The 13,882-nt window shown below is 65.6% G+C and carries 15 protein-coding genes; 6 read left to right on the top strand and 9 right to left on the bottom strand.

Going from position 1 to position 13,882, the window contains the following annotated elements:
- Window positions 1–2: 2 nt before the first annotated feature.
- Complete coding sequence (locus LB310_RS08435; RefSeq protein WP_123674365.1) at window positions 3–356, top strand: 4Fe-4S binding protein; 354 nt, start codon at window positions 3–5, stop codon at window positions 354–356.
- Between the two features lie 67 nt (window positions 357–423).
- The gene (locus LB310_RS08430; RefSeq protein ID WP_227155306.1) at window positions 424–609 is read left to right on the top strand and encodes a hypothetical protein; all 186 of its coding nucleotides are present in this window, start codon (window positions 424–426) and stop codon (window positions 607–609) included.
- A gap of 180 nt (window positions 610–789) precedes the next feature.
- Here LB310_RS08430 and LB310_RS08425 read toward each other — a convergent pair whose 3' ends face one another.
- Window positions 790–1,041 carry a helix-turn-helix domain-containing protein gene (locus LB310_RS08425; RefSeq protein WP_123674366.1) on the bottom strand — a complete coding sequence of 84 codons (252 nt, stop codon included), beginning with the start codon at window positions 1,039–1,041 and terminating at the stop codon, window positions 790–792.
- A 324-nt stretch (window positions 1,042–1,365) separates the two neighbouring features.
- On the opposite strand from LB310_RS08425, the gene LB310_RS08420 reads away from it, so the two are divergent.
- Window positions 1,366–2,235 (top strand): LysR family transcriptional regulator, encoded by an 870-nt coding sequence (locus LB310_RS08420; RefSeq protein WP_301154903.1) that lies wholly within the window; start codon window positions 1,366–1,368, stop codon window positions 2,233–2,235.
- Between the two features lie 77 nt (window positions 2,236–2,312).
- On the opposite strand, the gene LB310_RS08415 is transcribed toward LB310_RS08420, so the two are convergent.
- The 6 genes from LB310_RS08415 to LB310_RS08390 form a co-directional block, all read right to left on the bottom strand.
- Window positions 2,313–3,578, bottom strand: coding sequence for an ArsB/NhaD family transporter (locus LB310_RS08415; protein WP_301154902.1), 1,266 nt, complete (start codon window positions 3,576–3,578; stop codon window positions 2,313–2,315).
- A 33-nt stretch (window positions 3,579–3,611) separates the two neighbouring features.
- Window positions 3,612–3,815 carry a hypothetical protein gene (locus tag LB310_RS08410; protein ID WP_301154901.1) on the bottom strand — a complete coding sequence of 68 codons (204 nt, stop codon included), beginning with the start codon at window positions 3,813–3,815 and terminating at the stop codon, window positions 3,612–3,614.
- Between the two features lie 63 nt (window positions 3,816–3,878).
- Window positions 3,879–4,040, bottom strand: coding sequence for a hypothetical protein (locus LB310_RS08405; RefSeq protein WP_301154900.1), 162 nt, complete (start codon window positions 4,038–4,040; stop codon window positions 3,879–3,881).
- A 91-nt stretch (window positions 4,041–4,131) separates the two neighbouring features.
- Window positions 4,132–5,586, bottom strand: coding sequence for an SLC13 family permease (locus LB310_RS08400; RefSeq protein WP_157004774.1), 1,455 nt, complete (start codon window positions 5,584–5,586; stop codon window positions 4,132–4,134).
- 342 nt (window positions 5,587–5,928) lie between these two features.
- The gene (locus LB310_RS08395) at window positions 5,929–6,264 is read right to left on the bottom strand and encodes a 4Fe-4S dicluster domain-containing protein (protein ID WP_301154899.1); all 336 of its coding nucleotides are present in this window, start codon (window positions 6,262–6,264) and stop codon (window positions 5,929–5,931) included.
- A 28-nt stretch (window positions 6,265–6,292) separates the two neighbouring features.
- The gene (locus LB310_RS08390; protein ID WP_301154898.1) at window positions 6,293–8,704 is read right to left on the bottom strand and encodes a molybdopterin-dependent oxidoreductase; all 2,412 of its coding nucleotides are present in this window, start codon (window positions 8,702–8,704) and stop codon (window positions 6,293–6,295) included.
- Window positions 8,705–9,032: 328 nt separating this feature from the next.
- On the opposite strand from LB310_RS08390, the gene LB310_RS08385 reads away from it, so the two are divergent.
- Window positions 9,033–9,725, top strand: coding sequence for a hypothetical protein (locus LB310_RS08385; protein WP_154270208.1), 693 nt, complete (start codon window positions 9,033–9,035; stop codon window positions 9,723–9,725).
- A gap of 148 nt (window positions 9,726–9,873) precedes the next feature.
- On the opposite strand, the gene LB310_RS08380 is transcribed toward LB310_RS08385, so the two are convergent.
- Window positions 9,874–10,320 carry an FKBP-type peptidyl-prolyl cis-trans isomerase gene (locus LB310_RS08380; RefSeq protein WP_161959791.1) on the bottom strand — a complete coding sequence of 149 codons (447 nt, stop codon included), beginning with the start codon at window positions 10,318–10,320 and terminating at the stop codon, window positions 9,874–9,876.
- Window positions 10,321–10,384: 64 nt separating this feature from the next.
- Entirely contained in the window at window positions 10,385–10,561 is a 177-nt protein-coding gene (locus tag LB310_RS08375) for a hypothetical protein (RefSeq protein WP_015540502.1), read from the bottom strand.
- A 227-nt stretch (window positions 10,562–10,788) separates the two neighbouring features.
- On the opposite strand from LB310_RS08375, the gene LB310_RS08370 reads away from it, so the two are divergent.
- Window positions 10,789–12,030 (top strand): CynX/NimT family MFS transporter, encoded by a 1,242-nt coding sequence (locus tag LB310_RS08370; RefSeq protein WP_123674600.1) that lies wholly within the window; start codon window positions 10,789–10,791, stop codon window positions 12,028–12,030.
- Window positions 12,031–12,288: 258 nt separating this feature from the next.
- The gene (locus LB310_RS08365) at window positions 12,289–13,809 is read left to right on the top strand and encodes a LuxR C-terminal-related transcriptional regulator (protein ID WP_301154897.1); all 1,521 of its coding nucleotides are present in this window, start codon (window positions 12,289–12,291) and stop codon (window positions 13,807–13,809) included.
- Window positions 13,810–13,882 lie beyond the last annotated feature (73 nt).

Raw genomic sequence — 13,882 nt, 5'->3', positions numbered from 1 at the left:
AGATGGCTGAATACGGGCTTTTGATCGACTACGAGTACTGCACGGGCTGCGAGACGTGCGTGGTGGCCTGCAAGGAGGAGCATGGCTTCCCCGTGGGCAAGTGGGGCATCCGCGTGCTGGACGACGGGCCGTGGCAGAAGGACGATTCGGGCGAGGGCGGCAACTGCTTCAACTGGAACAAGATCCCTGTGCCAACCGACCTGTGCGACCTGTGCGCCGACCGCGTGGCGGCGGGCAAGGAGCCGACGTGCGTGCACCACTGCCAGGCGTTCTGCATGAGGTTCGGCCGCGTCGAGGAGCTGGCCGCAGAGTTGGCGGGCAAGCCCAAGCAGGTGCTCTGGGCGCCCTGCGCCTAGGACGGTACGGACGGAGGCGGCGCCGGATGCTGCGCGTCGCCTCCGCGGGAAAGGGGGCGAGGAATCCGTGTGCTACTGCTGCACCCTGTGCAACCGGTGCGGGCGCGCCGACGAGATGAAGGACCGGCTGGGGCACAGGCTCTGCCCGTCGTGCGGCAGGGAGGAGCCCGATCCCGGGCGGCCCACGTGCCCCGCATGCGGCGCTATCCTGCCGCCGCCGTTCCCGGAGCCGCCTGGCCGGCCCGATGCGTGAGGGATGTGAAGGTTCCGCGCGGCCGTTCGAAGGGTCGCAAGCACCCGGAGAGAAGGCCTTGCGTGATAGGAGGACGAACGAAGGGAACCGGCTTCGGCCGGTTCCTCTTTTTGCGCGCGGCTCATGGCTGCCGTGTTCGGCCGAATGTGGGCATCGTGCCGGGCGGCGACCCCTGCGGCGCTAGATGGTGGCGCAGTCTCCCTCTTCCTCGCCCTCGATGCCGGCGAACAAGTCCATGGGCGGCACGCCGAGGGCATCGGCTATTCGGAAGAGCTTGTTGACGCTGATGTTGCTGATGCCGTTCTCTATTTCCGAGAGGTACCCCTTGTTGATGTCCGACATGAGGGCGAGCTGCTTCTGCGAGATGCGCTGGGCCTTGCGCATCTCCACGATGTGCTGGCCCAACTGCCTTCTTTTGTCGAAATAATCCATACGGTGAAGGCTATCTAAGCTGCGCCTTGGAAGGACGGATATATCCGAACAGTCGGCAAAAAGATCGACAATTCCCGAATATGATGACTGGTCAGCGCAGCTATCCGTAGCCGGGCGCCAGCGCGTGCCCGGGGGCCTCCGAGCGCCCGTCCGTTACAGCGGCGCACTATTCGGTTATAATCGAACCGGCGGGAGCGAAGAGGCGCGTTGCGCGGGCTTCCGAAGCGGGCGGCGCGAGGGTTTCCGCCCGGAAGGACTCGACTGAGCGGTGCCGCAACGGCGTGGGGAGACGGCGGGCACCCGGAGGGTCAGGGGGTGGCACATATGGAGATCCACCAACTCCGCCACATGCTGGCTGCAGCAGAGCATTCCAGCTATGCGCAGGCGGCGAAGCGGTGCTTCACCAGCCGGCAGAACATCGCCCATTCCGTCAAGGCGCTCGAGAACGAGCTCGGCATCGTGCTGTTCGAGCGGCGGGGCAACGAGATGGTGCTCACGCCCGCGGGGCGGCAGCTGGTTGGCGAGGCGGGCGAGATCGTGGCGAAGGTGGACGGCTTGCACGTGGCCTTCGCCAATCCCGATGCGCCCGACGAGGTGCTGAACCTTGCGGTGAGCACCAACCTGTTTGCGGGGATACCGCCGAGCACCGACGAGTTCATCGCGCAGCATGCCGATCGGCTGAGGATAGCAGAGATGAGCTGCGAGGACTGCTATCAGTCGGTATGCTCCGGACGGTCGGACGTCGCCGTCGTCATGTGCATGGGACGCCGGTTTCCCGACTGCGACGTGCTCGAGGTGGGGGAGTCGGCATCGTTTGCGCTCATGTGCTCGTCGTCGCCCCTGGGGCGGAAGGCGGGGTTGTCGGCGGCGGATCTGAAGGATCAGAAGCTGCTGCTCATGTCGGAACCCGCCTTCCAGTACGAGCCGTTGTTCGCCCAGCTCGACGCTCTCGGCTTCGATCGGGCGAACGTCAGCGTCATTCCCAGCACCAGCTCGATGATCCACGTGGTGAAGAGGCGCGGGGGCACGGGAATCGTCTCCGACAAGTTCTCGGCAGCGCCGCCGGCGGGTTTTTGCGCCGTCCCCTTTTCCGATCCACGTCTGAACTGGCGGTTCTACGTTCTTTTTCACAAGAACTCGGGCTCGTTCAGCTCTATTGCGAAGTTCGCCCAAGGCATACAGGGCACGTTCTGACCTTGGATCAAAGCAAGGCCGGGCCCGTAGCGGCCCGGCCTTGCGCGAAAACCATCGTTTCGCAGGCGTTTGGCAGTTCAGAAAAGGATCAGCAGGTACCCGGTTGCGATGGCCACCGTCAGCACCATGATGGGGAACCCCACCTTGGTGAACCCGATGAAGCTCACGGGGTAGCCCTCCTTGTTGGCGATGCCGGAGAGCACGACGTTGGCCGACGCCCCCACGAGCGATCCGTTGCCGCCGAGGCACGCGCCAAGAGAGATTGCCCACCACAGCGGGAACACGTCGACGCCCGCGGACGCCATGACCGTGATGATGGGGATCATGGTGGCCACGAAGGGGATGTTGTCCAGCACGGCGGAGAGCAGCGCCGACCCCCACAGCAGCGCCAGCATGAGCAGCACCGTATCGCCGCCCGTGAGCGAGACGAGACCTTCTCCCACGAGCGCGATGACACCCGTGTGCTCCATGGCTCCCACCACCACGAACAGCCCGAGGAAGAAGCCGATCGTGCCCCACTCCACTCCCTCGAGGGCGCCCTCCAGATCTCCTCCCGAGATGAGCAGCATGATGCCGGCCGCCCCCAGGGCGATGACCGCCGACTCGAGATGCAGTGCGCCGTGGAGCATGAAAGCGGCGGTGACGGCCACGATCATGGCGATGCTCTTGACGAACAGGGGGCGATCCTTCACGGCGTCCTGCTCGGAGAGGGCCATGACCCCGCGCACGGCGTCTGCGCCCACCGACAGCTTCCGGCCGTACAGCACCTTGAACACGATCAGCAGCACGGCGAGGATGGCCACGACCACGGGGGCGTCGTAGCGGATGAAGTCGAAGAACGTGAGCCCAGCCGCCGAACCGATCATGATGTTGGGCGGGTCGCCGATGAGCGTGGCCGTGCCGCCGACGTTCGACGCCACGATCTCTGCGACGAGGAAGGGCACGGCATCGATCTTGAGCGTACGGCACAGCATGATGGTCATGGGGCCGATGAGCAGGATGGTGGTCACGTTGTCGAGCAGCGCCGAGAACAGGGCGGTGATGACGACGAACGCGGCCATGATCTTCCACGGGTCACCCTTGCAGAGCTTCGCCGAGCGTATGGCCACGTACTCGAACAGGCCCGACTTGCGCACCACCGCCACGAACATCATCATGCCGCACAGCACGCCGAGGGTGTTGAAGTCGATGGAGCCCATGCCGGCATCGAAGTCGACGATGCCGATGCAGAACAGCACCACGGCGCCGAGCAGGGCCGCGAGCGCGCGATGGATCTTCTCGGACACGACCAGGGCCATGACGGCGGCGAACACGGCGATTGAGATTATCTGCGGGGTGGTCATCGGGCCTCTCCTTGGGGCTTGCCGTGGAACGGCTCAGTTGTCGGGATTCTCGGGGGCGGTTTTGCCGGGGATGGCAGGGGCGCCGGGGGCGTTCGGCGTGCCGGGTGCTCCGGGGGCTGCGGGAGCGCCGGGAGCAGCGGGCGAGCCGGGTGCCCCCGGGGCTGCGGGGGCGGCAGGGGCGCCGGGTGCCCCCGCTCCGGGAACGGGCGTCGAGGTGGTGGCTGGTCTGAAGCACATGGCGGTTCTCCTTCTTTCGTGTGGGTAGAAAACAAGCGCGTCGGGCTCGCGGAAGAGCGGGGGCTAGCGGCGGAACTCGTCCATCTTGCGGTCGTACTCCTCGAACCGCTCGCGCATCCGCTGCTCCCGCGTCTTGCCCTTGTTGAGCCTTCTGCCGACGATCGCGGCCATCGCGAGGAACGCGATGCCGACGATGATCGTGCCGACAAAGCCGGAATCGACCATTGCTGCCTCCTTTCGCGGGCGGACGGCGAAAACGGTTTCAGCAGATTGGGAGCCTCCCGACGGCCGGAGGGGCCGTCGGGAGGGGGCGGGGCTAGTAGCCCATGAGGCCGGTCATGGCGGGCAGGTACAGCGCGCTTAGCACGCAGAGCACGGCGGTGGGCACCCACGCCTTCTTCAGCCACTCCGTCATGCTGATCCAGCCCTTCTCGTAGCAGATCATCATGATGGAGTCGATGGGCAGCCAGGTGGTCACGCCGCCCAGGATGCCGCCGATGCAGGCGATGACGGCGCCGTTCACTCCGGTGGTGGCGGCGAGCGCTATCATGAGCGGGACGGCGACGGACACCGTGGGCGGGCCCACAGGGATGCAGATGTGCAGGATCATGGTGATGACGCACATGACCAGAACCACGAGCAGGAGCGGCCAGGAGGACGCGCCGGCGAGCACGGTGTTCACGAACCACGCGGCCACGCCGGTGCCCACGAGGCCCGTGGCGAGCGCCTGCACGCCGATGATCATCATGATGATCTCCCACGGTATGTTCTTGTAGTACTGCTCCTTGCTCAACAGGTTGATACCGGGCACGAACGCGATGATGGTGAACGCGAAGGCCACGAGCATGGAGTTGATCTGCGGGAACCACGTGCTCATGATCATGAGGCCGAAGGCGATGACGAACCAGGTGATGAGCTTGATCTCGATGGCGGTCATCTTGCCGTAGTCGGCGAGCTTCGCGGACACGACGGACAGGGCCTCGGGCTTGATCTCCTCGATCTTGAACGCCTTGGCGCACCACAGGCCGGAGATGACCGACACCACGAGCGCCAGCGGGATGTTGACGGCGCACCAGGCGAGGAAGGTCACGCGCACGCCCATGTAGGTCTCAACCAGCGTCATGCACAGGATGTTCAGCGAGTTGCCGATGGGTGTGCCGATGCCGCCGATGGCAGCTGCCGCGGCAACGGACACGGTGAGGGCTTTGGCAAGGCCCGACTTGCCCTTCACCCCGCCGTTCGCCTCCACGATGGACAGGCCGATGCCGATGAAGATGGCGGACGCGGCCAGGTCGGACACGAACATGGACAGCACCGAGGTGGCCACCGAGAAGCCCACGATGAGCTTCGTGGTGCTGTTGCCGGCGAACTTGAGCGCGGCGCTGGCCACGCGGTACGGGATGGGCGTGGACATGACGGCGCCGGACACCGTGAACACGAACAGGCAGTAGATGGGCACGAGTAGGCTGGACGAGTTGAACACGCTCGCCTGCGTGTCGGTTGCCGCATAGGGCAGGATGCCGGTCACGGGTATGAGGAAGAATATCAGCACCACCGTGACGATGAACGGCAGCGCCTCCGTGACCCAGAGGATGATGCAGGCCAGAAGGATGCCCACCGCCGACATGGCGGTGCGCTCCAGCCCTGCGGGAACCGGGCATGCGAACTGGAAGAACAGGAAGACCAGCGCCGCCACGACGATGGCGACGAGTTTCTTCACCTGCTTGCCGTCCATGGTGCTCCGGGACAGCGCGGCTGCGTTTTCGCTCAAGAGTATCCCCTCCTTCGTTATGGATGGTAGAGCTTCGGTAATCCCCCTTCGGTTCGGTCGGCACGTGCCTGTCGGAGGCCACGTCGCCGACGGCGTACTCGGCGGTCGCACGCTGCGGGGAACCCGTCGAAGCGCTTCGGGCCGAGACGCCTGGCGGCGCCGCGTCGGTCGGCCGCGGGCCGGAGAACGATTTCTCGACAGTCTTGCCGCACCTCCCGCAGAACGAGCAGAACGCTCCACAGCTCCCCATGTGCTTTCACCTCCCTCGTCAGCAGGGATGCGCGTCCGCCGCCCTGCGCCGGGCCCGCATCCCGTCACCGTAAGCCGTGCCGGCCGATCCCCTTACGGGACGAGGATCGCGGCTTTCTTGCCCTTGGCCGCGAGCTTGGCGGCGCATTCCTCGATCGTGCCGATCTCCAGGCACTTGGCCTGGCAGGACTGCACGCATGCGGGCAGCTTGCCGGCGGCGGTGCGCTCCTCGCACATATCGCACAGCTCGCCGGGCAGGGCGATGTAGTCCCAATGCCAGGTGCCGTCGGCGTGCTGGCGGGGCTTGTCCTCCAGCACCTTGATGCCCCAGTCGTCTATGCCGCATTCGATCTCGTTGCGGCAGGCCACCTCGCAGCTGTGGCAGCCGGAGCAGAACTCGTAATCGATGTACAGGGCCTTCTGCGTCATTTTCACTACCTCCTTTTCGTCTTGTCGGTTAGCCTTGCTGCGTCTCGTCGGTGGGACGCCACACCTGCTGGTAGGTGAACTCGGCCTGGCGGCTGGGTTCCAGGAAGATGCCGGTGCTGTCCGGGTCGTTCGGGCCCCCTTCTCCCTCGACCTTCTTGAGCGAGCAGATCATCTGCTTGAACGTGTTGCCGAAGCCCATGACGCCGTTCACGCTGTTGGGCATGAGCACGTTGATGTTCGACTTCCAGTTGCCGAACAGGTTCGGCTCCTCGCCGTCCTCCTCGGGGTACCACCAGCCGTGCATGGCATGGCACACGCCCTCCTTGATGGTGGGCACCACGTGGGCGCGCTGGCGCACGGCGCCGTAGGGCGAGGCGATCTCCACCCAGTCGTCCTCCTCGATGCCGAGGCGCGCGGCGTCGGCGGGGTTGAGGTCGATCTGCGGGTACGGCGTGATCTGGCGGAGGCTCGGGACCTGCTTGTGCTCGGAGTGGAAGAACTCCTGCCGGCGGGCGCCTGTGGTGAGGATGTAAGGGTACTTCTCCATGAGCTCGGGCGTGCGCTCGGGGCCGTAGGCCGGGTCCTCGTAGTAGGGCAGGGGGTTCTCGCCGAACTGCTCGTACATGTAGGAGTACAGCTCCACGCGGCCGGTGCTCGTGGGGAAGCCCACCTGGCCGTCGGGGCGCAGCTTGCCCACCTCGTACTTGTAGTACGGCTCGTTGGACATGACCGTGACCTTCTCGCGCAGCTCCTCGTAGGGCAGCCACGAGCGCATGACGTGGAAGTTGTCGTAGTCGGTCTGCGTCTCGAAGCGGTTCCAGAAGTCGGGGTACATCTTCTTGCCCACGGCCATCATGGCCTCTACGTCGGACTTGCATTCGCCCACCTGCACGCACTTGTTCTGAGCGCCGTAGAACGACGAGTTCAGGCCGTAGTGCGTGACCACCATGCCGTCGTGCTCGACGGTGGTGGCGATGGGCAGGAACACGTCGCAGCAGGCCATGGTAGTGGGGTTCATGAACAGGTCGGCGGCGCAGCAGAAGTCAAGCTTCTTCAGCGCCTCGTACCAGCGCTGCGGCTCGGCGGATATGGCGGTGCCGATGGGGTTCGACGAGATGAAGTGCGCCATGTGTATCTTGTAGGGCTTCTCGGTCTCGAGCGCCTTCAGGAACTCGTCGGGCATGACGGTCCAGAGAATGGAGCCCATAGCCGGGTACTTGTCGATGCCGATGCGACGGCCCCAAGTCTCCTCGGTCATGATGCCGTTCTTGAAGGCCAGCTCCAGCGTGGAATCGGTGGCGTCGTCCACCTTCTCGTCGGCCGAGATGGAGCCGCCGTCGCGCACGACGTTGCCCTGGTCGTCGCCCATGCCGAGCGTGGTGCCGCCGGGCGCGTCGATGAAGCCGGTGATGGCCATGAGCGCGATGAGGCACTGGCCGAGCTGGGTGCCGTTGGGGTTCTCGTCCACGGCGAGGCCCCAGGCCACGCTGCTGGGCTTGGCGTTGCCGTACAGGCGGGCGGCGCGCCAGATCTGCTCCTCGGGCACGCCGCAGATCTCGGCGGCCTTCGCAGGCGGCATGTCCTGCACGCGCTCGACGAGCTGCTCGTAGCCGTAGCACCACTTGTCGATGAAGTCGTGGTCCACGAGGTCGTCGTGTGCCATGACGTAGATGAAGGCCATGGCCAGCGCCGTGTCGGTGCCGGGGCGCAGCTGCAGCACTTCCTCGGAGCGCGTGCCGAGCCAGGTCACGCGCGGGTCGACGCAGATGAGCTTCGTGCCGAACTGCCGCACCATCTCGATGACGGCGTGGCCGTACAGGCCGTCCGGGTTGGAGCGCAGCGGCTCCTTGCCCCAGATGAGGATACACTCGGGGGCCACCCAGCCCTCGTGCTCGTAGCGGTCCTCGAACTTCTGGGCGTAGTCGATCTCGGGGTAGCCGCCGCCGATCATGAACGCGGTGTTCGTCATGCGCGGGCCGTAGCACGACCAGCCGGCCTGGGCGTACACGGAGTTCGGCGTGCCGAACACGAGGTTGGCCCACTGCGGGTACCAGTTGTTGCCCTCGCGGCCCGTACCGCCGAACACGCAGATGGCCTCGGCGCCGTACTGCTCCGTGATCCTCTTGGCGTTGTCGGCGATGAGGTCGGTGGCCTCGTCCCAGGTGCACTGCTCCCACTTGTCCTTGCCGCGGTCCTCGCGGGCGCGCTTCAGCGGGTGCGTGATGCGGTCGGGATGGTAGATGTACTCCGGCAGCGCCAGGCAGCGCGTGCAGAGCGACCCCTTGGTGATGGGGTGCTCCGGATCGCCCTCCACCTTCACCACCTTGCCGTCCTTGACGTGCACCTGCAAACCGCATCCCACCGGATGGCATCCCGGAGGCGACCACGCGCAGGTCCTGAAGATGGTCTCCTCGCCCTCTTGCCGCTTCCACTCGGTCATGTGCTTCTCCTCTCACTCGTCGGTAAAACGATGGAACGCACGATGTCGGGTTTCCCCCTCGGTGCGCCTCCATTGTGCGGGCGGCCGCCCGCCGCGAGTAGCCGCCGAAAATGTGCGGGATGACAAATGGAATTTGACAGCGGAGGAGGGGGAGGAGGCGAAGCTCATACGCAGCGGCATACCTCTTCTGGTATGAGTTGCGGCCTTCATACTCGCCTTGGGTCGGCGGCCTTGCTACTATGAATGGCGGTACATCGCAGCGGAGCGCGCCCCGGCGGCGCGGCTTCGCGGCCGGTCAGGCAAAGAAGGCGAAAGGGGAGCCATCACCATGAGAATGCCACTGGACGAGTTCGTCAAGACCGACGGCAACCGCGAGGCGTTCGAGCGCATCGCGAACATCACCCAGCCGCACGACAAGCCCGAGAAGATATTCCTCGTGGGCCCGAAGGAGTCCGGCAAGACGACGCTCGTGCGCGGGCGTCAGCTGGACAAGGACCTGCTGTCCACGAAGAAGGTGCTCTACCGCCCCTGCTCGGAGCTGCCCGAGGCCATGCGCGCCGAGGTCTACGACGGCTACTTCGAGGATCTGGGCACCTACGAGGTGCTGTTCCTGGACGACTTCGAGGGCTTCTTCGACGATCCCGAGATGGGGCCCATGATGTGCAAGCTGCTGCTGGGCGAGCGCCTGAAGCGGCGCCTGGACACCGTCATCACCTCCACCAAGCCGCTGTCCGAGTACGACCTGTCTGATTTCGGCGGCATGCTGGGCGACTTCGAGGAAGTGACCATGGAGGCCCTCGACGACGCCGGCCTCGAGGAGTACGTGCGCGGCCTCATGGAGGACTACACCGAGGAGGGGAAGAGCCCCGTGCTCGCCCCGGAGGCCATCGCCTACATCGCGCACGACCTGGGCCAGACGCCCACGATGATCCGCAAGGCCACGCACTTCCTCATGACGCAGTACGAGGGAGAGCCGGGCGCCGAGCTCTCCCGCGCCTTCGTGGAGCAGGCGCTGGCGTAGCGCCGACCGCCGCCCGCGCGCAAGCAACGGGGCCCGCCGCGAAAGCAGCGGGCCCTGTTGCGTGGAAGGGCCGGTGGAGGGCCGTTTGGCCCTTGCGTACGAGATGCCGCTCGGCCCTCGGAGTGCGGGCTACCGCCCTTGTGCATCGTCAGGCGGTCGGTTCGCCCGCCGCCGGCACAACGTCGATGAGCTTGACCCAGTAGACGAGGTCCTTCCCGGCGAGGGGATGATTGAAGTCGAGCGTCGCCACTTGGTTCTCTACGCTCACGACGGTGGCGGGCACCGGCTCGGCGCTGCGCGGCGTCTTCCAGGCGATCATCTGCCCCACGGGCAGGTTCTCCCCGTTCGGAATACGGTAGGTGGGCACGCGCTGCAGCGCCGATTCGTCGTAGGCGCCGTACGCCTCGGCGGGGGAGAGCTCCAAGATGCGCTCCTCGCCCGGCTCCATGGCGGAAAGCGTCTCCTCGAGCGCCTTCATGACCTGCCTGCGCCCGAGCACGATCTCGTGCGGCACGCCCTTGCAGTCGTCGAACGTCCTCCCGTCGGGGAAGCTCCCCCGGTACAGGAATCGGACGCGTTGCCCTTTGCTCGGCATGGTGAAGCCTCCTTGTTCCGGACACGTGGCCCTTCTCGACTCGCGGCCATCCGCTGCCCTGCGTCTAATGCCAGCGCTGCGACGTGAGGAAGAATCCCTCGACGGGCCTGATCTCGCTGTCGTCGTCCACGAGCGCCGCTGCGCCCTCTTCCGCATTCCCGCAGATCTCGCTGACGGGAGCCTTCGCCTCCTTGTTCTTTTCGGCCGTCTCGTCTTGAACGGGCTTCTTCTCGTCTGCCATGTTTTCTCCTCCTTGTCGCGGGGGTTGCACGGGGAAGCCGGGCGGCCGTCCCGAACGACAACGGTTGGTATCCCGGTTCCGCTTGGATCAGATGGTAAACGTAAGCGCACGGCATGCCTATCGTATGTGAAGTATGAGACGACCAGCCGATATCGGACTTCCCTTTCGATAGCGGGCGGCCGAGCGATCGCCTATCGTGTTCTCGAACCATCGAGAGAGGAGTCTGCGTGGACAGGGAAGCAGGCCGTCGGGAGAAGAAGGGCGTCTATCGAAGTCCCGTTCGGGTTGGGACGGTGCTGCTGGCTGCCGGCGTAGCGGTTGCCATGATCCAATACAAGGTTCCCACCATCCTAAGCTCTCTCATGGCGCTTTTTGACATGGATGCCGAGGCGGCTTCCTGGCTCATGTCGATCTTCACGCTGGCGAGCGTGTTCGCGGCATTGCCGTCCGGGTTGCTGGCGCAGCGGTTCGGCGCGAAGAACATGATGGTTGCGGCGTTGGGCATCGCCGTGACCGGATCGTGTATCGGGCTGGCTGCGGGCTCGAGCGCGGCGCTCGTCGCCTCGCGTGCGGTGGAAGGGGTCGCCCTGACGATTCTGACCACGTGCGGGCCCTTGGTAGTCAGGGCGTGCGTGGATCCGGGCAAGGTGGGCACGGCCATGGGCATCTGGGGCGTTTGGGGTTGCGTGGGCTCCACGGCGGCCGCCGTGGTGACGCCTACCGTGTTCGAGGCGATGGGGTTCGCGGGAGTGTGGACGGTGTTCGCCATCGGCGCCGTTCTGGCCGCCGTGCTCGTTCTGGCGGCCATCAGGATGCCGCGCGCCCGGACGGCGGCCGAGGAGGCGAAGGCTGCAAAAAGCGGTGCCGCGTCCGGACGATCCCGCGGTTGCGCCGCGTGGGGGCTTTGGCGGATGCTGCTGACGCGCGACATCCTGCTTTTTCTCGGAGGTTTCGCGATGTTCAACGTCTGCCTCCTGGCCGTGCTCTCCTTCGTTCCGACGATCCTGCAGATGCAGGGTGTCGACCCTACCTGGTCGGGGCTCGTCAGCACGGCTCCCATGCTGCTATCGGTGGCGTCCTCGCCCTTGTTCGGGGCGATCTCGGATCGCAGGGGACGGCGCAAGGCCCTGCTGGTCGCGGCATCGGCCGTGATGGGGCCGTGCACCTTCCTCCTGTATACCGATACGGGCGCTCTCATGTTGATTGCCGTGGCGGTGATGGGCTTGGTCGGCATGGGCGGCGTGGGGCTGTTCTTATCGGGGTTCGTCGGGCTCGTCCCGCGTCCCGAGCTCGCCTCGGTCGGCATGGGCCTCATGGTCGCGGTCCAAGGGGTCGGCCAGTTCCTGGGAACGTCCCTCGTCCAGATGCTCCTCGGCCCGTCCTTGGATCATTGGTTCCTTGCGGGCGGCGTGCTCATGGGGCTCGGGCTTGCGGGCACGATCCTCCTTGCCCTCTGCCGCATGCGCTAGCACCTCGCTTAGGAGGCGGGCAAATCGTTTCATACTTCGCGTACGATGGTTTGACCAGGCGCAGGATAGTAAAGTCGAAGGCGGGGATGAGGCCCGCGTGAGCGTAATGAGCGTGCCTCGAGGGCGCCGCCGCCGAAAAACCGCGTTGTTCTCCGGTGGCTGAAACGTTCGATGCCGTAAGGTGAAAGGGCAAATGATCAGGCTTTTAACCTGATCTTGCCGCTGGTATATAAGTTTCGCGCAGATAGGGGGACCGCTATGGATACTTCGTATTCTTGCGAGGATGTCTGCGAGGCGCCCGCCAAGCCCATCGGGGAGAACGGCGGGGATTTCGAGGCCGTGCTCGTGGACGGCTGCCTTGGCTTCGGCGTGGGCGTGGGCAACGCCGCGCTGATCCTCGTTGCGGCGCTGTGCGCATCACCTGGCCTCGTACACGGCAGCGTCGTCGCCGTGTCCATGGCGCTCGTTGCAGCCGTGGCCCTCCGCGCGGGCCAGCTTGCCTGCGATGCGCTGCAGTCCGGGGCGGGGAGGCGCGCGACCCTCGCCGTCCAGACGGTCGCCTCGCTCGCGGCCATGGGCGCGCTCGGTTTCGGGCTCCCGCTTGCCGCGGCCTCGCTCGCCGGGGTCGGGGTCGTGGCGACGGCCTTCTTGTACGGGCGCTTCCTCGAGCGGTTGGCACGGCGGGCTCTCATGCTCGTGTTCGACCTTGCGTTCATGTACGTGGGCGTCATGTTGCTGATGCTCTCGCAGATGGGCTTCTGGTACGCCTATGCCATGCTGTTCGTGGCCGTGGCGCTCTGCGCCGCCCTCTCGCTCCTGTTCTCCCGCAAGCCCTACCGCTACAGCGACTTGGTGGGCGCGGAGGACTCCAAACGGCGCAGCATCAAGGTGAAGGGCAACAACCACACGCTGCTCATGCTGGGGTTCATGCTCGGCGGCTCGCTGCTCGCGTTCTTCCTCGGCTATCCCCCCGACGTCGCCCTCGTGGCGCTTGGCGCCTCGGTTGGGCTCGCGGGCATCTTCTCGCTGCTCTTGGAGCAGACCGACGAGCGCACCTACAAGGAGGCGCTGAAGAAGAGCCCTGCGTTCGCGGCTGCCCTGCTGCTGCTTCCGCTGCCCGCCGTTCCCAGCGAGGTGCAGCTCGGGCTCGTCTGCCTCTACACCTGTTTCGTCAGCCTCAACGTCATCGTCCTCTTGAATGCGGTGGTGGAGACGTCGCGCTTCGACATGATCTCGCCGGTATGGCTGTTCGGGCAGGAGGGCTCGGTGTTCTTCGCGGGCATCTTCGCCGGGGGCGTCCTCTTCTCGGTTGGCGGCCTGGCGTCGGAAGGCAGCCCCTCGGCGCTGTACGCCACCTGCGTGGCGGCAGCCGTGGTGTGCGCCTGGATACAGATACGCGTGAACTACCAGATATACCCGTTCGAGCCGGTCATCGAGACAGGGCTCGACGACGAGACGCGCGCGCACCTCGAGTACGAGGGCCAGCGCAAGACGCTGTGGCAGCAGAAGAGGGCGATCGCCTGCGAGCGCTACGGACTTTCCCCGCGCGAGCGGGAGATACTGCAGATCTTGCTCAAGGGGCGTGACGCCAAGTACATCACGGACACGTTCTACATCTCGCAGTCCACCGCCAAGACGCACATCTACAACATCTACCGCAAGTTCGGCATCCACTCGCGCCAAGAGCTGCTCGACTTCATCGAGGATATCGAGGTGCCTGCCGACGAGGAGGCCTCGGGCGGTCTGTCCGAGCAGGCCTCCGCCTCAAGCGCGTTGTGACGTTGGTGCGAGGCCTCGTACGGGCGGCATGAGACCGCGAAGAGCCGCCTCATTACCCGCGGCGAGCGTCTTT

It is taken from the genome of Gordonibacter sp. RACS_AR49, assembly GCF_030418435.1.
Lineage (GTDB): Bacteria > Actinomycetota > Coriobacteriia > Coriobacteriales > Eggerthellaceae > Gordonibacter > Gordonibacter urolithinfaciens.
The sequence above is the reverse complement of the archived record's forward strand: the minus strand, read 5'-3'. Positions and strand labels throughout refer to the sequence as shown.